Consider the following 24383-nt stretch of genomic DNA (forward strand, 5'->3'; position numbering starts at 1 on the left):
ATGCGCTTCACCATCGATCGCCGCCTGCTCATCAAGGGCAGCATATTGGGCCTGGGGGCCCTGTCCATTCCCGGCGCCGCGCAGATATTGGGCGCGCGCGGCTTTAGCCATGGCGTAGCCAGCGGCGAACCGGGCATGGACAGCGTGCTGCTCTGGACCCGCTATGTCGGGTCAGGAGACAGCAAGTTGCGGGCCGAAGTCGCCACCGATCCGGCCTTTACCAAGGTCGTGTCGGGCGGCGAAGTCACCGCCCGCGCCGATGCCGATCACACAGCGAAGATCACCGTCACTGGCCTTCAACCCGGCCAACGGTATTTCTATCGGTTCATCGCGCCCGATGGCGCGATCAGCCGGATCGGTCGCACCCGCACCTTGCCGCAAGGTGACGTGTCGCGCTTCGGCATCGGCCTCTTCTCCTGCTCCAACATGCCCTTTGGCTTCTTCAACGCCTATGGCCATGCCGCGGTGCGCGACGATATCGACCTGGTCATCCATTGCGGCGACTATCTCTATGAATATGATCGCGGTCATTACCCCAGTCTGGAAGACGCCGTTCCCGGCCGGATCATCGAACCGGCGAACGAGATGGTGACGCTGGCCGACTATCGCCTGCGCTACGCCTCCTACCGGCTCGACCCTGATCTTCAGGCGCTGCACGCCGCCTTCCCGATGATCGCCCAATGGGACGATCATGAACTGACCAATGACGCCTATAAGGATGGCGCGGAGAATCATCAGCCCGACATGGAAGGCGAATGGGCGGTGCGCAAAGCGGCGGCGCAGAAGGTCTATCGTGAATGGATGCCCGTCTCCGATGCGATGTATGACAGTTTCCAGATCGGTACGCTGGCGACCATCTTCCGTCCTGAAACCCGGATCACAGCGCGCAACAAGCAATTAAGCGTCGGCGAAGCGGTCGCCGGGCGTGGCGATCTGGCCAAGGCGCTGGCCGATTTCCGCGATGGTGCCTGGAGCATGCAGGATCGCACCCTGATGGGCGCGGAGCAGGAAAAGTGGCTCTATGATGGCCTGGGTAAGTCCAAGAAGGACGGCACAGCTTGGCAGATACTCGCCCAGCAAGTGATCATGGGCTATGGCCGTTTTCCAACCAATGCGGCCGATTGGGTGCCTACCAATTCCCCGGCGATCGTGCGCACGAGGCTGGCCGGTGCGGTCGCCGCGTCGCAGGCGGGGCTACCCTATAATATGGATAGCTGGGACGGCTATCCGGCGGCGCGCAACCGCCTCTATGACGCGGCGCTCGCGGCCGATGCCGACCTTGTCGTCTTGTCGGGCGACAGCCACAATGCCTGGGGCTATAATCTGGGTGAGCGCGGCCCTGGCCAGGGCGACAGCAAGCATAGGGTCGGCGTGGAATTTGCGGGGCACAGCGTTACCTCGCCGGGTTTCGAAGCCTATGCCAAGGGCGTGCCGCCAGCCGACATCGCCCGCGCCCTCCGCGCGGTCAATCCGGGCATGGCCTTCTGCGATACCAGCCAGCGCGGCTATGTCTCGCTAGAGGTAACGCCGCAGCAGGTCGCAGGCTCCTGGCACTTCATGAAGGATATCCGCACGCGCACGACCGACCTTGCAGGCACGCACCGCATGACCGTGCAGCGCGGCGCGAAGCTGCTGCAGAACGCATAAGGCATAGGCAAACCCCGCCATTGCAGGATGGCGGGGTTCGCACCCGAGGCAATGCTAAGCGCCGCGCGTCCGTCGGCGCGGAGCATCACGGCGTCTATCGACGATCATCATCATGAACATGCAAATCAGAGAATGTTGGCATAGTGGCGTGCGGCGACACCGCCAAATATCTGCATTTGCCGCATGATCTTCTTACAACTGGGGACATTGTTGCCGCGCGGCGCGCTGGCGCCTGTACGTCAGGGCCGTGAGCAAGCGCGCATGGCGGGCATGGCTGATGTCGTTGGCGCGCATCAGTGCTATCGCGCATAGGCTGCCGACGATCGGTACGGCTAGTCCCAGGCTGAGCATAGCTGTCTGCACCAATGCTGGCTGGACAGTTTCGGGCACATAGCCGAGCCAGCCCAGTGTCCAGCCGATCAGCGCCGTGGAGGCCGCTCCGCTCGCCTTTACCACCACAAGATAGAAGGCGAATAGCCCGGTTTCGAACCGGCGGTGGTGACGCCAGGCGACGACGTCCACGGCATCGGCCAGCAAGCCCCAGGGCAGCATGAAAATGCTGGCGAACCCGAAGCCGATCAGTAGCGTGCAAGCGATCAGGGCATTGGGCCATGCGAGACACAGGGCGAACAGCATGATGCCGCTAATGCAGACGGCATGGCCTGCAGCCAGCAGGGTCGCTTTGCTGAACCGGCCAGTCATCGACGTCCAGGCCAGAACGCCCAAAAACTGGCCGGTGGTCAGGCCCAGCAGCAGCATCTTCACCAGATCCGGGCGCTGGACCACATAGGTGCCGATATAGAGCAGCATCCGGCTGAACATCGGGATGGCAAAGCCGGTGATGAAAGCGAGGAGCGCCAGCGCCAGGATCAGGGGGTCGCGCAACGGAATCGCAATGCCGTCGCCCTCGACCGCTGGGTCGGGTGGGGGCGTCGAACCGTTGTTCGATGCCAAGGCACTAAGAATCATGGTCGCGGCAAAGAGAATACAGGCGATGACACCGGCCACGGCAAGCCGATCGAAGTCCCCTGTCCGCCCGGCGGATTGTACCATCGGCGCGAGGATGATGGCGATCGCCAGGGAACTGATCGTGCTGAAGAACAGGCGATAGCCCGACACGCGGCCCCGCGATCGGCTGTCCGATGTTACCCGCGCCATGAGTGCATTGTGCGGCACGTCGATCACTGCATAGGCACCGCGAAACAGCAGCAGCCCGGCGGCCACGATCCACAGATCGCGCACGCCGAGCGCTGGCAGGGCATAGAGCAAGGCGAAGGCCGCGCCGCAGGGTGTGGCGGCGGCCGCGACCATCCAGCGATAACCTCGCCCAGTGCGTCGCAGACGGATAACCAGCTTTGCCGCCAACAGGTCGAAGACGAGATCGCCCAGCACCGCGACCAGCATCAGGGAACCCGCGCTGGTCGGCGACTGGCCCAACAGGTCGGTCAGGAGAAACAGGATGGTGAGATCGGCCCCGGAAAAGAGCAGCGCCTTACCCATATTGCCGGAGGAATAAGCGAGCAGCCGACCTTCGCGCCCTGCCCGTTCGCGCAGCGGCGTTCGCCGGTGCAGGTTCTGCTTTGACGCTCGCGACGATGTCAGCACATGATGTCCGCTCAACCCATGTCTGCGGTCCAGCGCGCCGACATTTCGGGGACGGCGCCTAGTGGCGCTCTCTTACAGTTTGGCGACTCTGAGGCTTGAGCGGGCATGGCCAGCGACAGCGGACAGGAAAGCGCCATTTGCGCCGATCAGACAAATCGCCCTATAGCGCAAACGCCCGTAGCGGGACGATGACGCCCAGAAGCAAGGGTGCGGTCGATTTGGGATATGTGGATGAAACGCCAGAAAGCCTCCAGCCTTGCCGACCTGTCCGCACTTGCCGGCATGTCCATCTCCACGGTGTCCCGCGCCTTGGCCGACAATCCGCTCGTCGCGGTCGCTACCCGCGACAAGATAAAGCAGTTGGCGCGCGAGCATGATTTCCAGATCAATGTTGCCGCGCGCAATTTTCGGCTGCAGCGGACCGGCGCAGTGGGCGTGATATTGCCGTTGGGCCATGAGACCGAGCAGCATCTGACCGATCCCTTCTTCATGAGCCTGATCGCCTCACTGGCCGACGCACTGGCCGATCGCGGTTATGACCTGCTGCTCTCGCGCGTCATTCCCTCGAACGACCAATGGCTCAAAGCCTTTGTCGAATCCGGCAAGGTGGATGGCGTCATCATCGTCGGGCAATCGGACCAGATCGACGTGATCGAAACAGTGTCCGCCAGCTATGCGCCGCTGATCGTGTGGGGGGCGTCGATACCCGGTTACAGCCAGTTGACCGTGGGGTCGGACAATTTCGAGGGCGGACGGCTGGCCGCGCAGCATCTTCTGTCGCAAGGCCGGAAAAAGCTGACTTTCGTCGGCAATCCTGCGGTGCCGGAATTCGCGGCCCGCTTTGCTGGTTTCACCGCGGCGATCGCGCGGGCTGGGGTGCCGCAAGGCGCTGTCCTGCCCTCGCATGTCACGGCTGAAGCCGCCTATGCGACGGTACGGACATATCTGAAAGAGGATGCGGCGCCGGATGGCATCGTCGCTGCGTCGGACGTGATTGCGCTCAATGCGCTGCGCGCAATTGCCGACCATGGATTGCGCGTGCCCGAAGATGTCGCCGTGGTGGGCTATGACGATGTGTTCATCGCCGAACAGACAACGCCACCGCTGACGACGATTCGGCAGAATTTCGTGCTGGGCGCGCAGATGATGGTCGACTTGCTGTTCCGCCGGATCGCGGGCGAGGAGGCCGCCTCCGTCTCCCTTCAGCCAACGCTCGTGTTGCGCGCTTCGGCCTAAACCCCTTTCGAAACCAAGCGATTGCCTCGATAAGCAAAAAGTTTTGCAAACGTTTGCATTTAAGATTGCAAACGTTTGTTTTTGGAAATATCAGGGCGGCAACAAGATAGTTGCGCATAGGGGATGATCGGTGAGGGCTGAAGTGAGGATTGTGCCGGGTTCGGCACGTCGATTTGGCCATGACGAGCATCCTGCCCTGCGCTCTCTTTCAACGCCTTCTCCGGCCGTTCGTTCCGCCGGGGCGAAGTCGGACCTCCGCCAAAGACTGCACGCTTTGGCGGGGGTCATGACATGGGCGAGCTTCGCCGCATGAGCGAAATGCCTGCCACCAGCCATTGGACTGCAAAGGACGTCGAGCGCATCGATCGCGCTACAGCGCCTTGCGCTCCGGTCATCCCGGCGCAGCGTCGCGTGATCGAGACGCTGGACCTGTGGGATTATTGGCCGGTGCAGACCGTCGATGGTCATCCGGCCGATATTGCAGGCGGCACGCTGTTCATAGCTCTGTCGGCACCCATTCTGCCCGACCCCGACGCCAGACATGCCGTGGCGCGGATGCGGCTGCTGCATCGCGTCGAGGGTGAATGGTGTGATCTGGGGCAGGTTTTGCCGGACGGTTTTTCGCCCGGCAGTCGCGAATGGTCCGGTTCGGCCATCCTTTCGCCCGACGGCGAGACGATCACGCTTTATTATACTGTGGCCGGCGTTCGGGGCGAGGTGGAAACCAGCTTTGCCCAGCGGCTATTCTTTACCTGCGCGGCCTTGACCGTGCAGGATGGCGCCATAGCGCTTTCGCCATGGTCGGAGCCTGTCGAGTTTCTGGAGCCGGACGATGTTCATTATAGCCGCGACATGGCAGGCGGCGGTGCGGTCGGCACGATCAAGGCGTTTCGCGATCCGGCCTTTTTCCGCGATCCGGCCGACAATCAAGACTATATCCTGTTTGCCGGATCGATAGCCCGGTCGCGTTCGGCGTGGAATGGGGCCGTCGGCATTGCGCGCCATGTCGCTGACCAAGAATGGGAGATCTTGCCGCCGCTCGTCGAGGCGGATGGGCTGAACAATGAGCTGGAACGGCCGCATGTCATCATGCGGGACGGGCGCTATTATCTGTTCTGGTCGACGCAGACAAAGGTGTTCGCGGCCGATGGCCCGGCTGGGCCGACTGGGCTTTACGGGATGGTGGCGGACAGGCTGTTGGGCCCGTGGCGACCGCTCAATGGGTCGGGGCTGGTGTTCGGCAACCCACCTTCCGCCCCGTTCCAGGCCTATAGCTGGCTGGTGCTGCCGGATCTATGCGTGCAGAGCTTTGCCGACCTCGTCGGATTGGCGGAGCTACCGCGCGATGTCATGCAGGCGCGGGCGCATTTCGGCGGCACCCCGGCCCCCGAATTGCGGCTTATGATCGACGGCGACAAGGCATGGCTGGCATGATGGCACTGGAAACCATGATCGCGGGCGTCGAATTGGGCGGCACCAAATGTATCGCGACGCTGGCGCGGGGCAAGGATATCCTGCGGCAGGAGCGCTGGGCGACCGAGGGGCCGGAGACGCTCGATCGGATTTCGGCAACCTTGGCGGCATGGCAGGACGAGGTGCCGTTCGCGGCGATCGGGATCGGCAGCTTCGGGCCGCTCTGCTTGGACGCCAGCAGTCCGCGTTTTGGCCACATGGAGAACACACCCAAGCCCGGCTGGGCGGGGGCGGATGTGCATGGCCATTTTGCGCGCCGCTTCGCCCTGCCCGTCGGCATCGACACGGATGTCGGGGGCGCGGCCCTGGCCGAGGGGCAATGGGGCGCGGCGATGGGATGTGCGGTGCATGGCTATGCGACGATCGGGACGGGCGTTGGCCTTGGCCTGGTGGTCGATGGCAAGGCGGTGCATGGCCGCCTTCACCCCGAAGCAGGACATATGCGTATCCGGCGGATGCCGGGCGATATGTTCGAAGGCGCCTGCCCTGCCCATGGTGATTGCCTGGAGGGGCTGATCGGTGGTCCGGCGCTGGCGGCGCGGGCGAACGGCGCGCTGGCGGATATGCCCGATGACGATCCGCTTTGGGATCGGGTGGCGCGCGAACTGGGCGAATGGGTGGCGATGCTGATCCTGTGCGTGTCGCCCCAGCGACTGGTGATCGGCGGCGGGGTGCTGGATTACCGTCCGACCCTGCTTGCGAAGATACGGGTGGCGGTCGCCGCCAATCTGGGCGGTTATCTGGCGGGGCTGGATCTCGCTGCGCTGGAGACGTTGATCGTGCCGCCTGCCTTGGGGCGCGATGCGGGGCCATTGGGGGCGATCATCGTGGGGCAGAATGCGTTGAGGGGGAGCCAGGCATGAACGAATGGCGCTATTCTGGCATATCCGCCGCGATCGTGGCGCTGAGCGGCTGCACATCGTTGACCGATGTCGCGCCGACCGCAGCGGTCGGTGATCGCTGCGCCGCCTTTGCATCGACACTGCAAGGCCATTGGCCCGACGCCTCTACGCGGGTGACCAGCGCGGTGTTCGTGCCGGAAGGGCCAGCGCCCGCCCCCGATGCGCGCGGTTTTCAATATGACAGCACGGTTCCGCTGAAAGCACATTGCGACGTGCAGGCGGTAATGGCCGAGCGGCAGGGCGTGGACGGTCAGAGCTATGCGATCAAATTCCATCTGCGCCTGCCGATGGAGTGGAATGGACGGTTTCTGTTCCAGGGCGGCGGTGGGACGAATGGCGACATTGGCAATGCGTTGGGCGCGCTGGCCGGTGTCGGTCTGGTAACGCCAGCGCTTGCCCGGGGCTATGCGGTGGTCAGCCAGGATTCGGGGCATGACAATGCGGTCAACAGCGATCCGGCCAAAGGCGGTGCGGTGGCGTTCGGCTTCGACCCGCAAGCGCGGCGCAACTATGCCTATGCGTCATTGGGCGCGGTGACCGATGCGGCCAAGGCTGCGATCGCGACCTTTTATGGCAGCGCACCGCGCTATTCCTATTTTGCGGGCTGTTCCAAAGGCGGCCAGGAAGGATTGGCGGTCGCGCATCGCTATCCTGATGCGTTCGACGGGATCGTTGCGGCGGCGCCGGGCATGTCGCTGCCGCGTGCGGCGTTGGCGCAGGCTTGGGACGTGCAGACATTCGGACGCCTGGTGGCCCCCAGCCCCGATGGCGTGCGACCGTTCGGACAATTGGCGAACGCATTTTCGACCAGCGAATTGGGGATCGTTCGGCAGGCCATACTGAAGGCGTGCGACGCCAAGGATGGCGTGGCCGATGGTCTGGTCGCGCATTATGGCCAGTGCGGCAATGAAGATGTGCTGCCGGTGTTGCGCAGTTTTGCCTGTACCGGACAGCGAAACGGACAGTGTTTGTCCAATTTGCAGATCGATGCGCTTGTCCGGTCCATGGCCGGTCCGCGCAAGAGTGATGGGTCGCCCCTCTATGTCCGTTTTCCCTGGGACGGAGGCGTTGGCGAGCCGGGCTGGGCGGTGTGGAAAGTCGGACTGGCCAAGGAAGGTGTCCCAGCGCTGAGCATCGTCGTCGGCGGATCGGCCCTTTCCGCCATCTTCCAGACGCCGCCCAAGCTGGTGGCTGCCGATCCGCAGGGCATGATGCAGTGGCAGATGGGCTATGATTTCGATCGCGATGCGGACGCCATCTATCGGGTGGCGGCCCCCTTCCCGGCTTCGGGTTGGGACATGATGTCGGCGCGGTCTCCCGATATTGATGGTTTCCGGGCCGCTGGCGGCAAGCTGATCGTGCCGCATGGCGCGGCCGATCCGGTCTTTTCGCTGGACGACACGCTGCAATGGTATCGGGAGGTCGACGCCCGCTACGCGGGCAAAGGCGCGGACACCGTGCGCGTCTTCCCTGTGCCCGGCATGAACCATTGCGAGGGCGGGCCATCGACCGATCGCTACGACGCCTTTGCCGCGATGGTCGATTGGGTCGAACAGGGCCGTGCGCCCGAACAACTGAATGCCGTGGCCCCGGCGGCCAGTCCGTGGCCGGGCCGCACCCGGCCGATCTGCCGATACCCCGCCTATGCCCGGTATAAGGGCCAGGGCGATGTCGAGAAAAAGGAAAGCTTCGAATGCGTAAGAGGATGATAGGTCGACTTGCCCTTGGGGTCATCGCAATGCAGGCGGCGTTGCTGCCGATGCAGGCGATGGCGGCGGACGATGGCCGGTGGGTGGCGAGCTGGGCATCCAGCCCTTCCCTGCCCGTGGCCAAGCTGCCGTTCGATTTCTGGCAGCCCGCGCCGGAGGTTCAGGGGACCATCCGCTATCGCCTGCGCCTGAGCGCTGGCGGCACGATGATCCAGGTGCGCCTGTCGGGTGAAGCCCAGCCCAGCGATGTCCAGATTGGCGGAGCGACCATCGCCCTGGCCGATGCGCAGGGACGGATCGACGACGCCACCGTTCGACCGTTGACCTTTTCGGGGGCGCGCATGGTGCGGCTGCCCGCAGGTGCGCCCCTGTTGTCCGACCCGCTGCCCTTGCAGGTCAAGCCGGGCTCGGTCGCAGTCATCAGCGTCTATTTGCCCGCCAAGGTCACGGTGCCGCAGGCCGACCCCAATCACAGCGCCGAGTGGGCAGTTGGTGGCGACCAGACCGGAGCGGCGACGCTGCGTAGTGCTAAATCGGTATCCATGCGTGAAATCGTCACGTCGGTCCTGGTGCAGTCGGACAAGGACGCCCGGACGATCGTCGCCTTTGGCGATTCCATTACCGATGGCTTTGGGGCCAAGGATCCGCTGCTGCGCGGTTGGCCGGGGCAGTTGGCCAAGATGCTGAACGCGAAGGGGATCGCCAATGTCGGCATCGCCAATGCGGGCATCGGCGGCAATCGCGTGCTGCGCGAGGAAGTCGGGCCAAGCGGCCTTGCGCGGTTCGACCGGGACGCGCTGGCTGTGCCGGGCGTTACCGACATCGTCCTGCTGGAGGGGATCAACGATCTGGGGCTGAGCGGTCTGGACAATCCGCGCACCGACGGGCTGCATGACACGATCACCGCCGATGACCTGATCGCGGGCTATCGCCAGATGATCGCGCGGGCGCGGGCACAGGGGATCAAGGTTCATGGCGCGACGCTGACGCCGTTCCTGGGTTCGACCTTTCCGGGCTATGCGACGCCCGCCAAGGAAGTGATCCGCCAGGCCATCAACCAGTGGATCCGCACCAGCGGCGAGTTTGACGGCGTGATCGATTTCGACGCCGCTGTCCGCGATCCGGCCGCACCCGACCATATCCTCGCCCAATATGATTGCGGCGACAAACTCCACCCGTCGGACGCGGGCTATGCCGTCATGGCCAAGGCCGCATGGGACCATTTCAACTTCTAAATCATAGCATGAAAACAATGACTTGGATCGAAACAGGGTGACGATCCAAGCCTCCATAAAAAGGGAGAGTATCGTGAAGCATTTCTCATTTCTGTTCGTCGGCGCCAGTGTCGCCGCCTTGTCCTTCCCCGCGCTGGCGCAGGATGTAGCGCCGCCGCAGGCTGAAACGGACATGGCCGATAATTATGGCGGCGACATCATCGTCACCGCGCAAAAAACCTCCGAGAAATTGTCCAAGGCACCGGTCGCCATCAGCGTCGTGTCGCAGGACAGTTTGAACCGGCAGGGCGTGGATTCCGCCGCAGCGCTGACCAGCACGGTGCCGGGCCTGCAATCGAGCCAGAACGGCTTTGCCATTCGTGGCATCGGCAGCAACAACAGCTTCAGCGGCTATTCCACGGTCGCGACGCAGATTGACGGCATCTATGATCCGTCTGCCGCCGTGCTAACGCTCGGCCTGTTCGACCTTGGTTCTGTCGAAGTTCTGCGTGGGCCGCAGGGCACCGTTTATGGGCGCAACGCGACCGCGGGCGTGGTCAACATCAATACGGCCGATCCGGGCAAGGATCTGGGCTTCAATGCCGATATCCAATATGGCCGGTTCAACGAAGTGCGCGCGCGTGCCGCCGTCGACCTGCCGATCAGCGACGCCTTTGCCCTGCGCATTGCCGCCTATCGTCAGGTTGATGACGGGTTCGAAAGCAAATATGGCGCCCGGCAGAATTACAACAAGACCGACCAGGCGGGCTTGCGCGTCAACAGCATCCTGCGTCTGGGCGACAGCCTGACCTGGCGCCTTTCGCTCAACTATGGGGAAAATAAGGGCACCATCCCGCTGACCTATATGCGCAGCCGCAACGTCTATCCCGATGCGGATATCGCGGCAGGCACGTTCGGCCCGATCCAAACCATCTATGATGAAGTCGTCAATCCGGGTCAGGATCTGGTCACCGACAATCAGATGGACCTGAAATATTATGCCGCCCGGTCGCGGCTGACCTGGCAGGCGACCGACGCGCTCTCGCTCACCTATCTGGCGGGTTATTCGGTGCTGAAGAATAACGGCGTGGATTCTGCGACCGGCGTGTTCACGCAGCAGAATATCAACCGTCGGACCGAAACCCAGTCGCATGAGGTGAACGTCAATTATAATGCGGGCCGGTTCGACCTGGTGCTGGGCGGCTTCCTCTATCAGGATAAGCAACCATCGGGCACGCGCCTGTTGCACGCCGGCGATACAGCGCCTGCGCCGTTCGGCAGCATCCTCACTGCTGCGGGACTCGCCAAGGTCGCAGGCACGGGCAATAATATCACGACCATCAGCGGCGTCGATGTCGTGACCTCCTATCGCGGTCAGGGCACCAAGTCGCAGGCGGTGTTCGGGCAGGGCACCTATGAACTGGCACCGGGTTTGAAAATCCTGGGCGGCGTGCGGTCGACCTGGGAGCAGGTCAACCAGCGCAATATCGAACTGGTCTGTCCCGGCGACACGATCACGCTGGAGAATATCACGCCAACGACCTGTCCCGGCATTCCCTTTGTCTATGCCCTGACCGATGACACCAACCGGCCGGAAGCGAAATTTTCCAATGTCAGTTGGAAGGCGGGCGTGAATTACGAGCTGACGCCCGAAACGCTGGCCTATGCCAGCGTCGGCACGGGTTTTCGTGGCGGTGGCCTAGAAGCCACCGGCAACGCGCCGGAGTTCCGGGAATATCAGCCCGAAACCGTTACCAACTACGAAATCGGCGTGCGCAGCTCGCTGATGGGGGGCAAGCTCTACCTCGCCGCCACGGCGTTCAACATGGACTATAAGGATCTGCAGGTATCGAGCATCGTGCTCAATCCGCTGACCAATCAGGTGTCGGCGGTGACGACCAATGCCGCGACGGCGCGGCTGCGCGGGATCGAACTGGAAGCGATCGTCCGACCGACGAGCAATGACCGGATCAGCGGCTTCGTCTCCTATCTCGACGCGAAGATCCGGTCCTTCCCGACGGCATCGGACAACCTCAACTCGGGCAGCGGCAACTATAACGGCGTCACCGGTGCGTTCGGTAACCTGCCTTTGCCCACCAACGTCGTGCGCGACGTATCGGGCAATGAACTGCCCAATGCGCCAAAGTGGAGCGCGCGGGTCAGCTATGCGCATATCTTCGACCTGGGCGGTGCGGGTAGCCTGACGCCGAGCGTGGACTTCTATGTCCAGTCGCGGACGTTCAGCGACATCCAAAATTATGCGCAGAGCCGCCGCGCATCCTATACCAAGACCGACCTCAACCTGCGGTATGAAACCGAAGATGGACAATTGTCCATCACCGGCTTCGTCAACAATCTGGAGGATGAGCGCGTGGCCAATAATCTGGTGACGGTGTGGAGTTCCACCACCGCCAATTATGATCCGCCGCGCACTTATGGCGTGCGCCTCGGCATGCAATTCTAAGCTAGGGTGGGGCGTCCCGTGGGGGACGTCCCATTTTTTCGGAAAGGGCAGCATCATGGCCGACAGGCAATTCCAGAACGACCCGCAGACGCGCCGTAGCCTGTTGCTCTCCGCTGGCGGACTGGCGGCCGTTCCCTTCATGGCGAAAGCGGCCGCGCCTGCGCCCGTGGCAGAGGACATTCCCAAGGCGGAATTCGTCTATGAGGCGATCGTGACATTGGGGCCAGCCGAAGAGATTGGCGAGACGCCCCATGGCAAGCGCGTGCGCATTCCCATCACCGGCGGCACATTCAAGGGGCCACGGATCAGCGGCACCATCTTTCCCGAAGGCATGGATTGGCAATTGATCCGCCCCGACGGCATGACCGAATTGGAGGCCGCCTATCTGATGCGGGAGGCCGACGGCACCGTCATCCACATCCGCAACAAAGGCGTGGCGGGCAAGGGCTATGCGCGGACGAGCGCCGTGTTCGAAGTGCCCAATGGGCCGCATGCCTGGCTGAACGAAGCCGTGTTTGCAGGGACGGTCGGCCCGGTGCCGGAGATGGACACTCCCGCCGTGCGCATCCGCATGTACAAGCTGGTTTAGGACCGCAGACAAATGGCACGCATTCGTTGGCTCACCTATTTGATGTTCCTGATGTTCGCGATGACATCGGAATCGGTCGGGGTGATCATTCCGTCGGTGATCCGCGAATTCGGTCTGGGCATGACGGCGGGCGGCGCGTTCCACTATGCTACGATGAGCGGCATCGCGCTGGGTGGCGTATTGCTGGGATCGATGGCGGACCGGTTCGGGCGTAAGCCGACGATTTTAGTGGGCCTCGCGCTGTTCGGCTTGAGCGCGTCCCTGTTCGCCTGGGTCAGCAGTTTCGGCCTGTTCCTGGTCCTGCTGTTCGTCGGCGGGCTTGCGGTCGGCATTTTCAAGACGGCGGCGCTGGCGTTGATCGGCGACATATCGACATCGACGCGCGCGCATACGGCGACCATGAATGTCGTCGAGGGGTTTTTCGGCATCGGTGCGATCATCGGGCCGGCGATCGTCGCCTATTTGCTGTCGCATGATGCGTCGTGGAAATGGCTCTATCTGATCGCGGCTGCGCTGTGCGGATTGCTCATGATCCTCGCCTGGCGCGTCCCCTACCCGCCGGCGCAGGCGAAAACGGACAGCGCGCCGATGGCCGATATGCTGGCGATGATGCGCAATCGCTATGCGCTGGCCTTCAGCAGCGGGATCATGCTCTACGTGGGGGTCGAGACTGCCATCTATGTGTGGATGCCGACATTGTTGGCGGGCTATGCCGGGCCGGGCTGGCAATGGGCGGCCTATGCGCTGTCGATCTTCTTCATCCTGCGCGTCATCGGCCGCTTTGCCGGCTTCTGGCTGCTGGAGCGGTTCAACTGGACGGCGGTGCTGGCCTTGTGCGGCATTGCCATCCTGGTGTGCTTTGCGCTGGCCATTTTTGGCGGGCGGCCGATGGCGGTGATGACGCTGCCCTTGTCGGGCCTGTTCATGTCGGTGCTGTATCCGACGCTCAATTCCAAGGGCATCAGTTGCTTTCCAAAGCCACAGCATGGCGCGATTTCGGGGGTCATCCTCTTCTTCACCTGCGTCAGTGCGGTGGTTGCACCGTTGGCGATGGGGTTGATCGGCGATTATTTCGGCGACGCCATTTATGGCTTCTATCTGGCGACGCTGTTTGCAGCCGTGCTGGCGGGGGGGCTGGTGCTCAACATGATCTTCGATCCGGCGAGCGGGGAGTTGGCAAAGCGGGGCGCGCTCGACTATCGGGCTTGAGCGCGTACCGCACAAATTTGCTGACAGGTGCGCCAATTTGAAGGATAGACGTTCCTTTATCTGGGACGCATGGCGAACATGATATGAGCGATAGCGAAGACAGCAAGGAACCGGGCGTCAAGGGCACGCAGACGCTGATGCGCGCGCTCGACATCATGGACGAAGTAATCGACGGCCCCATTCGCGCTGCTGACCTGGCCCGTAAACTGGGCATGAGCAAGACCACGGCACACCGGCTGGTGCAGGCGCTCAAGTCGCGCAACTATCTGGCCGTGACGCGGGATGGCTTTGCGCTGGGGCCGAAGCTGCTGCAGCTAGGCGTGCTGGCGACCGAGCAGATCGACTTTGTGCGGATCGCGCGGCCATTCATGGAATTATTGTCCGAGCGCAGCGGCTTTTGCGTGTTCGTGGGCAAGCGCGAGGGGGATTTCTCCCGCCATCTCGACCGGGTGACGGGGACGCAGCGGTTGCGCGTGGCGACGGCACCGGGCGATCGTCGGCCGATCGCGGAAACGGGCCTCGGCAAGGCGCTGTTGCTGGACGAGGACGAAGCGACCTGGGAGCGGCTGTATGTCGCGGCCAAGGGCGGCAAGCCATCGCGCGCAGCGATCAATGCTTTCATCGTCGAAATGCAAGGCCACAAGGCGCGAGGCGAAGTGCTGCATGACAGCGAATTGGGTGACGGTGTCCGATCGATCGCGACACCGATCCGCGATGCGAAGGGCAATATCTGCATCGCTATTTCGATCGCCAGCGCCGCCCATTATCTGACCGACGAATTGCGCACGACGTTGGCGCTGCAGGTGATGCGGTCGGCCGAGCAGATCAGCGCTGCGGTGGGGTATAGCGGCCCGCGCTGAACGGGCGACTCTCCCCGCAAAAACAATGAGGGCGCGATCATTGTGATGATCGCGCCCTTTAGGTTGGGGAGAGGGTGTCTTTACATCCGGTAGGTCACGCCGAAGGTGAAGGTGCGGCCGATGCGCGTTTCGAACAAAGTGTCCTGCCGCACGCTGTCGGTATAAAGGCGGTTCTGTTCATCGGTCAGGTTCTGGGCCTCGACAATGAGCTTGAGACGATCGGTCACGGCGAAGGAGGCCGATGCGTCCATGTAGAAGGTCTTGGCATTGCCGACCAGATCGCTGCCCGGCGAGGCGGGGATGCCGCGGATGAATTTATCGCGGAAATTGCCCGTGGTGCGGATGCTGAACTTCTCATCCTCATAATAGAGGGTGCCCGACGCCGTGTTCTTCGACAGGCCGACAAGGTCCGCCGTGGTGGTCACCGTCGGCACGCCGTTCACGCTGGCGAGGATATAGTCGATCTTCGACGTAACGTGAGTGAAGTTCGCCAGCATGCCGAAATTGCCGAGGAAACCGTCGAAGAAGGTGAAGGGTATCTGCGCATTCAGCTCGATACCCTTCAGCGGGCCGCCCGGCGTATTGAACGGCTGCGACACGTTGAAGGGTTCGCTGGGGTCGGTGTTGCTGTTTTCGAGCAGACCATTGGGCAGGCCCAACTGGTTGAACGGAATGAGGCTGTTCACATTCTGAACGAAGCTCTTGATGTCCTTGTAGAAGAAGGCGGCGGACAGCAAAGAGCCGGGACGGAAATACCATTCCACCGCGACGTCGAACGTGTTGGCACGGATCGGGTCGAGGAAGGGATTGTTGATATTGCCGACGCGGGTGACCGGGTTGACGCCGCTGGTGGGGGTCAGCAGGCCCAGTTCCGGGCGCGCCAGCACCTTCGCACCGGAGAAGCGCACCAGCAGATTTTGCATCGGCTCGATCACGACATTGGCGGACGGCAGCCAATCATCATAGACATTGCGGGCAGCAGCGAACCGGCCGGCAAGGCCGGTAGGCGTGGTGGCGCTGGCGATCTGGATATAGCCCGACGAAAGCATGTCGGTCTTGACATAGCGCACGCCCGCATCGCCGCGCACTCTGAAGCCGATGGCATCCTCAAGGTCGAAATTGGCCATTACATAGCCGCTCGTCACCTCTTCGCGGACCCGGCTGCGGCCACCGCCACATTCGACGCCGCAATAGCGTACTGCATCGAAGCCGAACGTATCAGCCCATTTTTCGGCATCTATGGCTGCCCAGCCACTGGGCGCACCATTGCCCCATAGCTTGTCGACGCCGCCGATGGTGGTCGTGATGTCTGCCAACGTCGTGCCGGCAGGCAGGGCGCGGACCACCGTGTCGGCATTGAAGGGCCGCAGGAAGGTGGAGAGGAAGTCGCTGCGCCGATACTGGCCGCCCGCCCGGATCGAGAAGGTTTCGCTCGCCTTCCACGTCAGGTTCGCGCCAGCGGTGAGATTGTCGGTCTTGTTGCGGGACGGCTTGCCCTGGAAGCTGAAGCCGCCGCGCACGGTGCCATCGGCGAGCGGCGGCGCATAGGCAAAGCTGCCGGGGTTGCCGACATCCGTGCCAAAGCCCAAAACCGGCGTGCTGCCGCCATCCCGGAAGTCGATCGAGAAACCATCGACATCGACGGCATCCATGAAGGTTTGCAGGCGCTTCTTGCCGTTCCAGATCGAGCGGTTGAACCCGACGATCGCGTCGACGGTCAGGCTGTCGTTCAGCTCGCGCTTGAAATTGACATTGGCCTGTTTGAAGGTCGAGACGAAATTATCGACCAGCCCTTCGGAGCGCACATCGACGCCGTCGAACACGCCATGGACCAGCGATCCATTCTCGTCGAATTCGATCTCGCGCACCGACGTCATCGGCTGGCCGAGGTTCGAGGCGTTACGCGCGAAGGACACGGCGGCGATATAATTGTCGCGACGGGTCACTTCGAACCGCGAATAGAGGAAGTCGACGGAGATATCGGTCTGGTCGTCCGGCTGATATTGCAGGGTCAACGATCCGCCGATCCGTTCCTGCTTCTGCTCGCTATTGAGATAGCGCGGCAGGCGGGGGAAGAAGGCGCCGCTGCCCGGCGTTCCTTCTGCGCCTTCGCGACGCAGATTCTGGATCGTGTCATAGGCCGCCTGCGTGCTGGTGCGCGGATTGCCGTTGCTGCAGTTTGCGGCCGTTACGCCGCGCGTCGCCAATTGTTCAGGCGTCTGGCCTGCCGTATTGATCGGTGCGCCCAGCGGCGAACAGAAGCCGCCATTGATATTGGCAGGCAACAGATCGACGGCGGAATAGCCGACTTCACGCAAGTTGCGCTGTTGATAGGCAACCGACCCCAATATGCCAAAACCGCTATCGCCGAACTGTTTGGAGACCAGCAGCGAGGCGCGCGGATCGACCTTTTTCGACAATTCGTTATAGACGCCGCGCGCCGTCATCGAGAGGACGAAGTCATCCTTCTGATCGAAGGGCTTGGGCGCGGAGAGGTCGACGGTCGCACCGAGCGAGCCTTCCTCGATATCGGCCGAGGGTGTCTTGCGCACGGAGAGGGCCGAGAAGATTTCGGTCGGGAAGACGTTGAAGTCGAAGCTGCGGCCATTATTGCCTGCGCCATAAATGTCCGAGCCGCCGGTTTGCGCCGTGCCTTCCATGCCGTTGATGCGGACGCGGGTGAACCCAGCGCCGAGGCCACGGACCGAGATGTTGCGGCCTTCGCCACCATCGCCACGCGCAAGCGCCACGCCGGGCACGCGCTGCATCGATTCAGCGAGGTTCGAGTCGGGGAATTTGCCGATGTCTTCAGCAACGATCGAATCGATCGCTGCCGCTTCACGGCGTTTCATGCCGAGCGCGCTGTCGAGCGAGGCTCGGAAGCCAGTGACGACGATATCGGCGGTTTCGGATTGATCGGCGACGGGCTGATCCTGGGCGATGGCGGGAACCGCCACGAGCAACGTGGTGGCGATCGCAATCGCCGAGCTGCGGCGCGCAAATGCGGAACGGGTGTGCAACATGACTTCCTCCCCTATTGACCGGTTGCCATCACCCCGATGACATCCGAATGTCCCACTATGTGGATTACGGTGTCATCCTATATTGGGAGTCGCGGAATGGAAAGAAAAATCATCATATGATTTTAATATCCACATTGTGGGATATTTACATCTGCGCCGGAGGATGACGCGAGAGGAAAGGCCATTGACCCTGATATAATCCCTATATATGGGTTATAAACCTATTTAGCGGGATAGATATTGGCCTCTGCACGGGCCGATATTCTGGGGGGAGCGTGGCGGCCTTCGTGGCGCTCCCCCGCTCTTGCACTTCTGCAAAGGCCCATGTCATGCCGTCCAGCGCTGCGCTCTTCCTGATGCTGGCGGCCGCTGGCGGGGGGGAGACCATCGTCCTTAACCGCGACTCGTTGCAACCCTATCAGGCGGCAAGCCACGGCGTCGAACCGGGTGGCAATGCGCAGGGTTTTGCCTATTCCATCGCGCTGCCCGAAGGCCGCTATCGCGTGACTGTGCGATTGGGGGACCGGACGCGGGCGGGCGATACGACGGTCAAGGCCGAGGCGCGTCGCCTGATGCTGCGCTCTGTACGCACCCGCAAAGGAGAGGAAGTCGAGCGCCGTTTCCTGGTGGATGTCCGCACGCCCGCGCTGCCGCCGCCACCGCTCACGGCGCCGGGTGGCGACCGGGTGCGGATCGATGGGCGGGATGCGCAGGAATTTACCTGGGACGACAAGCTGACGCTGGAGTTCCTCGGCCAACCGGCGGTCCGGTCGATCCGCGTTGAGCCGGTCACGGCCCCGGCGATCTTTCTGGCGGGAGATTCCACCGTCACCGATCAATATGCGGAACCCGCGGCGAGTTGGGGCCAGATGTTGCCCGCGCTGCTGGATGACCGGATCGTCGTCGCCAATCACGCCAAGTCGGGCGAGACGCTCAAATCTTTCCTGACCAGCTTACGCTTCGACAAGCTGCTGTCGGCGATGCGGCCCGGCGACTGGTTGTTCATCCAGTTCGGGCATAATGACCAGAAGCAGCAATGGCCGCAGACCTGGGTCGCGCCGGATTCGACCTACCCCGCCTATCTGCGCGCCTATATCGCCGAAGCGCGACGGCGCGGCGCGCATCCAGTCCTGGTGACATCGCCCGAACGGCGCAATTTCGATGCGCAGGGGAAGATCATCGATACGCTGAGCGACTATGCGGCGGCGGTGCGGAAGGTCGCGGCGGAAGATGGCGTCCCGCTGATCGACCTGAACGCGGACAGCCGCGCCATCTATGAAGCGCTTGGCCCCGATGTCGCGCCCGCAGCCTTCAACGATGGCGGCAAGGACAAGACGCATCATAATAACTACGGCGCGTGGTTGCTGGCGAGCGCCGTGGCGCAGCGCATCCGCGATACCATCCCTGCGCTTGCCCCGCATGTGAGCGCCGGTGCCTTCGCGCCTGCAAAGCCCCCCACGGCAGCGCAGGTCGCCATTGTCCCAAGCCTGATCCACAGCGATCAGCGCCCGGCCGGGAACTGACATGGACATGACTCGCCGCGATCTAGCGTTGGGACTGGCCAATCTCGCTCTGGCGGCCCTGCCCTTCCCCGCCCATGCCGCGCGACGCTTCGATGTGCGGGATCATGGTGCGCGCGGCGACGGCATTGCGATCGACAGCGATGCAATCAACGCAGCGATCGAGGCGGCATCGCGCGGCGGCGGCGGCACCGTCCTGCTAACGCGCGGGCGCTATTTGTGTTTCTCGATCCGGCTGCGCAGCCGCGTTACCTTGCTGTTGGGAGAAGGTGCGGTGATCGAGGCGGCCGATCCGGCGCGCCATGCCGGGCGTTATGACCTGCCCGAAGAGGGGATCGATCAGCTGTATCAGGATTTCGGCCATAGCCATTGGCACAACAGCCTGATCTGGGGCGATGATGTGCGGAAGGTCGCTATCCTTGGCCCCGGCGCAATCGATGGCGCGGGCCTGACCCGCGATGGCCCCGGCGCGCGCTGGAAGCGCCAGGCAGGCGAGCGTCCGCTGTCGATGCGGGCGATGACGCAGGCGCAGATTGATGACCTGGAACCGGCCGCTGCCGCGATGGCGGGCAAGGGGAATAAGGCGATCGCGTTCAAAAATGGTCGCGACATCCGCCTGTCGGGCTTCACCATCCGCAAGGGCGGGCATTTCGCCATATTGGCGACGGGCACGCAAAAGCTGCGCATCGACCGGCTGACGATCGATACCGACCGCGACGGCATCGATCTCGATTGTGTGCGCGACGTGGTGGTGGAGCGCTGCCGCGTCAATTCGCCCAATGACGATGCGATCGTAGTCAAGAGCAGCCATGCGCTCGGGCGGGCGATCGCCGCCGAGGATATCTTGATCCGCGATTGCGACTTGTCGGGCTATGATATGGGGTCGCTGATCGACGGCACCCGGACGACCCGCCAGCAGATCGCCCCCGATCAGGATCGCGTCACCGGACGGATCAAACTGGGGACCGAGAGCAATGGCGGTTATCGCAACATCCGCATCGAGGATTGCCGCTTCACCCGCTGCCGGGGGCTGGCACTGGAGACGGTCGATGGCGGGGTGATGGAGCATATCGTCGCGCGTCGGCTGACCATGCGCGACGTGACCACTGCGCCCCTTTTCCTGCGGCTGGGCGACCGGCGGCGCGGGCCGGAGGGGACAGGGATCGGCGCGATCCGCCATGTCGAGATAAGCGAGGTCGATGCGCGTGGCATCGATCATCGCTTCCCGGCCACGATTGCGGGCCTGCCTGGCCATCCGATCAGCGACGTGACGCTGCGCGATATCCACCTGGACTATGAGGGCGGCGGCGCGGCGCAGGATGCCGCACGGCGGCCCGCCGAACTGGCCGACGCTTATCCTGAGCCAAGCATGTTCGGCATTCTGCCCGCCTGGGCGCTGTGGGCGCGGCACGCCGAGCGGCTGACGATCGAGCGGTTCACGGCGGCGACACGCTCGCCCGACCAGCGTCCGCCCTTGCTGTTCGACGATGTGCGGCATCTGACGGTGCGAAACACGCCACTGTGGCGTTGACGAACAATTGGGACGATGTTACCAAATATAGGTCATAGGTTCCATAATGTGGTTTATAGGGGAAGAGCCGAGATGTCGATCCACGCCTTCAAGATGCAATTGAAGCCCGGCGTCGTGGACGAATATCGTCGCCGCCATGACGAAATATGGCCCGAACTGTCCGATCTGCTGCGCCAGTCGGGTATCTCCGATTATTCCATCTTTCTGGATGAAGATACGCTCAGCCTGTTCGCTGTGCTGACGCTGGCGGCGGAGAATCAGCGCGAAACGCTGCCCGATCATCCCGTGATGCAGAAATGGTGGGCCTATATGGCGCCGTTGATGGAGGTCGAGCCGGACAACCGACCCAAGGAATGGCCGCTCCCCCTGCTGTTCCACATGGATTGATCCGACCGATGCGCTCCTTCATTGCCGCCCTGCTGCTGGGCTCGGCCCTGGCTATCCCTGCGATGGCGCAGGTTGCCAAGCCTACCGCCAACCTGTCCGCCCCGGTCAAGAGCTTTGGTCGCGTCTCCTATGATGCGCGCTCGCTGATGATCGATGGCGAGCGCAAGATCATCTGGGGCGGGGAATTTCACCCCTTCCGCCTGCCCTCGCCCGACCTGTGGCGCGACATATTGCAGAAGATGAGGGCGAGTGGGTTCAACACCGTCGCCCTCTATTTCGACTGGGGCTATCATAGCCCGAAACAGGGCGTGTACGACTTTACCGGCATCCGCGACATCGACCGGTTGCTCACCATGGCGGAAGAGGAAGGTCTCTACGTCATTACTCGCGCCGGTCCCTATGTGAATGCCGAACTGTCGCGCGGCGGCTTTCCCGGCTGGCTGGTCAACCAGCGCGCCCGTGCGCGCACCGACGACCCGGATTATCTCAAGGCCGTCGATGAATGGCTAGACCAAATCAACCCGATCATCGCGCGGCACCAGATCAATGCGGAAAAGGCGCGCAAGGGCGGCGTCATCCTGCACCAGATCGAAAACGAACTAGCGCTGACGACGCCTGCGCAGCGGCGCTATATGGATCACCTCTATGCCAAGGCGCGGGCAGACGGCATCACTGTGCCGATCTTTCACAATGATCAGGGCCGCAATGGCTATTGGACGCCAGAATCCTCGACGGTCGAGAAGGTCGTCACCGGCCCGAACGATATGTATGCGTTCGATGGCTATCCGGGCGGCACCTGCACCGTCACCGGCCAGCCGACCCGCGATGTCGCAGCGCCCGATTGGGGCTATTATGGCACGGGCGGGGCGAAGGGCGGCGCGTCGGCTTCCCCCGATACGCCGGGATTTGCGGCCGAGTTCGGCGGTGGCTGGTTCGATTATTGGGGGTCGAACGGCGGCTATGACTGCAACGCGATCCAGCGCGGCAAGCGGTTCCAGCGGGTCTTCTATGGCACGAACCTGGCCAACGGCATCGGCATCCAGAGCTTTTACATGACCTATGGCGGCACCAGCTGGGGCTGGTTGCCTGGTCCGGTGGTGTTCACCAGCTATGATTATGGCGCGGCGATTTCCGAACCCCGTGCGCTGCGCGAAAAGGCGCAGGAGATGAAGCAGTTGGGCGGCCTCATCGCGTCCGTCCCCGATCTGGCGGGCATGATTCCGGCCGGGCCGGTCGAGATTTCATCACCCAATATCCAGATTTATCATAATAAAAGCCCGGAAACCGACGCTCGTTTCCTGATGGTGACGCACAAGCCGTCCAACGGGCAGACGAACGACAGCTTCACCTTTACTGCCGACCTGCCCGATGGGCGTTATACCGTGCCGATGCGCCTCAATGGCTTTGACGCGAAATGGTTGGTCGCGGGCGTAACGCTGGGTGGGCAAAGACTGGTCTATTCCACGTCGGAACTGCAATCGGCGCAGCGGCAGGATAAGGGCGACCTGATGCTGCTCTATGGCCGCGCTGGGGAGCCGGGCGAGACCGTGCTGCGCTACACCAGCGCGCCGACCGTGACCGTGATCGAGGGGGAAGCCACCAGCCGTTTCGACGCGGCGAAGGGCGACTTGAAACTCAGCTACCGCCATCAAGGCCGCGCGATCGTGCGGATCGAGGGCGGCGGGCGGCCGCCGCTGACGGTGATCCTGGCCGATGAAGCTGAGGCCGTCCGCTATTGGCGGCAGGGCGACATGTTGATCCGTGGCCCGGACCTGGTGCGCCATGCGACGGTGAAGGGCGGCACGCTGGCCCTGACCGGGGATACCGCCATACAAAGTCCGCTCGAAATCTGGGCGCCGGGCACGATCCGCAGCGTGACGTGGAACGGCGGGAAGATCGCCACCCGCACCACGCCGTCGGGCAGCCTTGCGGCCACGCAGCCGCTTGCCGGTCCCGCCGCCATTGCACTGCCCGCGCTGACCGACTGGCGCATGGCCAAGGGTTCGCCGGAAGCGGACCCGGCCTTCGACGATAGCAATTGGCAGGCGATCGACAAACGCTCATCGGCCAGCATTACCGCGCGACCCGATGGGCAGCCGAATATGGGCATGGACGCCTATGGCTTTCATGATGGCGATGTCTGGTATCGTGGCCGCTTCACTGGAACGCCCGATGCCAAGACGCTGTCGCTCTATTATGGTGCGGGTGGTTCTGGCCTCGTCCAGGCGTGGATCGACGGGCAATTTATCGGCGAGGCGGAAACGCCGGACGGCCTGCCCCGGCCGATCACCACCGGCACGGCGCGCTTTGCCCTGCCCGCCAGTGCCCAAAGTGGCGAGCATATCCTGTCCGTCATGGTCCGCAACAATGGCCATAATTGGGATTTGGACAGCGATGATTTCCACAAGGAGGCCCGTGGCCTGATCTCCGCATCGCTGGAAGGTGGTCCAAGTAAACGCAGCTTTGCCGTGCCGATCGCCTGGAAGATTCAGGGCAAGCGAGGCGGCGAGATGCTGGCTGATCCTGTACGCGGTCCGGCCAATAATGGCGGCCTCTATGGCGAGCGCATGGGATGGCATCTGCCCGGCTTCGATGACAAGCGCTGGGCGAAGGCAACCGTCCCTGCCACGCAGGCAGAAGCGGGAACAAGCTGGTATCGCACCAGCTTCGACCTAGCCGTGCCCAAGGGGCAGGACGCGACCATCGCGCTCAGCTTCGGCGACGCGACCAAGCCGCGATCGCCGGTTCGCTATCGGGTGCTGATGTTCGTCAATGGCTGGAACATGGGGCAGTTTATCGCCCATGTCGGGCCGCAGCGCAGCTTCCCCATTCCCGAAGGCATATTGAACCATCGGGGCAAGAACCATGTCGCGCTGGCCGTCACATCCGACGGGCAGCCTGGCGATGCGCTCGAAGCCGTGCGCCTCGTCACCCTTCATTCCGTGAAAGGCGGTCTGCCAGTGCAGATGGTTACCGCGCCAAACGCACCTTCAGACCTTAAGGAGTAAGAATAA

General features: G+C 62.9%; 16 protein-coding genes. 14 read left to right on the top strand and 2 right to left on the bottom strand.

Annotated elements, in window-relative coordinates; translation table 11 throughout:
- The gene (locus tag OVY48_RS05015) at nucleotides 1–1647 is read left to right on the top strand and encodes an alkaline phosphatase D family protein (protein ID WP_313921973.1); all 1647 of its coding nucleotides are present in this window, start codon (nucleotides 1–3) and stop codon (nucleotides 1645–1647) included.
- 192 nt (nucleotides 1648–1839) lie between these two features.
- On the opposite strand, the gene OVY48_RS05020 is transcribed toward OVY48_RS05015, so the two are convergent.
- Nucleotides 1840–3267 (bottom strand): MFS transporter, encoded by a 1428-nt coding sequence (locus tag OVY48_RS05020; RefSeq protein WP_313921974.1) that lies wholly within the window; start codon nucleotides 3265–3267, stop codon nucleotides 1840–1842.
- 216 nt (nucleotides 3268–3483) lie between these two features.
- Here OVY48_RS05020 and OVY48_RS05025 point away from each other — a divergent pair, with 216 nt between their 5' ends.
- The 9 genes from OVY48_RS05025 to OVY48_RS05065 all read left to right on the top strand — a co-directional run bounded on the left by OVY48_RS05025 (nucleotide 3484) and on the right by OVY48_RS05065 (nucleotide 14908).
- Complete coding sequence (locus OVY48_RS05025; RefSeq protein ID WP_313921975.1) at nucleotides 3484–4488, top strand: LacI family DNA-binding transcriptional regulator; 1005 nt, start codon at nucleotides 3484–3486, stop codon at nucleotides 4486–4488.
- 291 nt (nucleotides 4489–4779) lie between these two features.
- A complete protein-coding gene (locus OVY48_RS05030) occupies nucleotides 4780–5922 on the top strand; it encodes a glycoside hydrolase family 68 protein (protein WP_313921976.1) in 1143 nt (380 codons plus the stop codon).
- Nucleotides 5910–6824, top strand: coding sequence for an ROK family protein (locus OVY48_RS05035; RefSeq protein ID WP_313921977.1), 915 nt, complete (start codon nucleotides 5910–5912; stop codon nucleotides 6822–6824). Before OVY48_RS05030 ends, OVY48_RS05035 begins: the two co-directional genes overlap by 13 nt.
- Nucleotides 6821–8572: a tannase/feruloyl esterase family alpha/beta hydrolase gene (locus tag OVY48_RS05040; RefSeq protein ID WP_313921978.1), complete on the top strand. Its 1752-nt coding sequence runs from the start codon at nucleotides 6821–6823 to the stop codon at nucleotides 8570–8572. Before OVY48_RS05035 ends, OVY48_RS05040 begins: the two co-directional genes overlap by 4 nt.
- Nucleotides 8557–9807, top strand: a complete 1251-nt coding sequence (locus OVY48_RS05045; protein ID WP_313921979.1) for an SGNH/GDSL hydrolase family protein — start codon at nucleotides 8557–8559, stop codon at nucleotides 9805–9807. The genes OVY48_RS05040 and OVY48_RS05045 overlap by 16 nt, the downstream gene beginning before the upstream one ends.
- Before the next feature lie 73 nt (nucleotides 9808–9880).
- Nucleotides 9881–12250, top strand: a complete 2370-nt coding sequence (locus OVY48_RS05050) for a TonB-dependent receptor (protein ID WP_313921980.1) — start codon at nucleotides 9881–9883, stop codon at nucleotides 12248–12250.
- Between the two features lie 55 nt (nucleotides 12251–12305).
- A complete protein-coding gene (locus OVY48_RS05055; RefSeq protein WP_313921981.1) occupies nucleotides 12306–12839 on the top strand; it encodes a DUF3237 domain-containing protein in 534 nt (177 codons plus the stop codon).
- Nucleotides 12840–12851: 12 nt separating this feature from the next.
- Nucleotides 12852–14048, top strand: a complete 1197-nt coding sequence (locus OVY48_RS05060; protein ID WP_313921982.1) for an MFS transporter — start codon at nucleotides 12852–12854, stop codon at nucleotides 14046–14048.
- 83 nt (nucleotides 14049–14131) lie between these two features.
- Nucleotides 14132–14908, top strand: coding sequence for an IclR family transcriptional regulator (locus OVY48_RS05065; protein WP_313921983.1), 777 nt, complete (start codon nucleotides 14132–14134; stop codon nucleotides 14906–14908).
- 80 nt (nucleotides 14909–14988) lie between these two features.
- Here the strand turns inward: OVY48_RS05065 and OVY48_RS05070 are convergent, their stop codons facing one another.
- Nucleotides 14989–17931: a TonB-dependent receptor gene (locus OVY48_RS05070; protein ID WP_313921984.1), complete on the bottom strand. Its 2943-nt coding sequence runs from the start codon at nucleotides 17929–17931 to the stop codon at nucleotides 14989–14991.
- Nucleotides 17932–18260: 329 nt separating this feature from the next.
- Here OVY48_RS05070 and OVY48_RS05075 point away from each other — a divergent pair, with 329 nt between their 5' ends.
- The 4 genes from OVY48_RS05075 (at nucleotide 18261) to OVY48_RS05090 (ending at nucleotide 24377) form a co-directional block, all read left to right on the top strand.
- Entirely contained in the window at nucleotides 18261–19454 is a 1194-nt protein-coding gene (locus tag OVY48_RS05075; protein WP_313921985.1) for a rhamnogalacturonan acetylesterase, read from the top strand.
- A gap of 7 nt (nucleotides 19455–19461) precedes the next feature.
- Nucleotides 19462–20982 carry a glycoside hydrolase family 28 protein gene (locus OVY48_RS05080; RefSeq protein ID WP_313922062.1) on the top strand — a complete coding sequence of 507 codons (1521 nt, stop codon included), beginning with the start codon at nucleotides 19462–19464 and terminating at the stop codon, nucleotides 20980–20982.
- Nucleotides 20983–21054: 72 nt separating this feature from the next.
- A complete protein-coding gene (locus tag OVY48_RS05085) occupies nucleotides 21055–21369 on the top strand; it encodes an L-rhamnose mutarotase (protein ID WP_037475214.1) in 315 nt (104 codons plus the stop codon).
- Between the two features lie 8 nt (nucleotides 21370–21377).
- Nucleotides 21378–24377 (top strand): beta-galactosidase, encoded by a 3000-nt coding sequence (locus tag OVY48_RS05090; protein ID WP_313921986.1) that lies wholly within the window; start codon nucleotides 21378–21380, stop codon nucleotides 24375–24377.
- Nucleotides 24378–24383: the final 6 nt, after the last annotated feature.

Source organism: Sphingobium sp. SA2, from assembly GCF_032227065.1.
GTDB lineage: Bacteria > Pseudomonadota > Alphaproteobacteria > Sphingomonadales > Sphingomonadaceae > Sphingobium.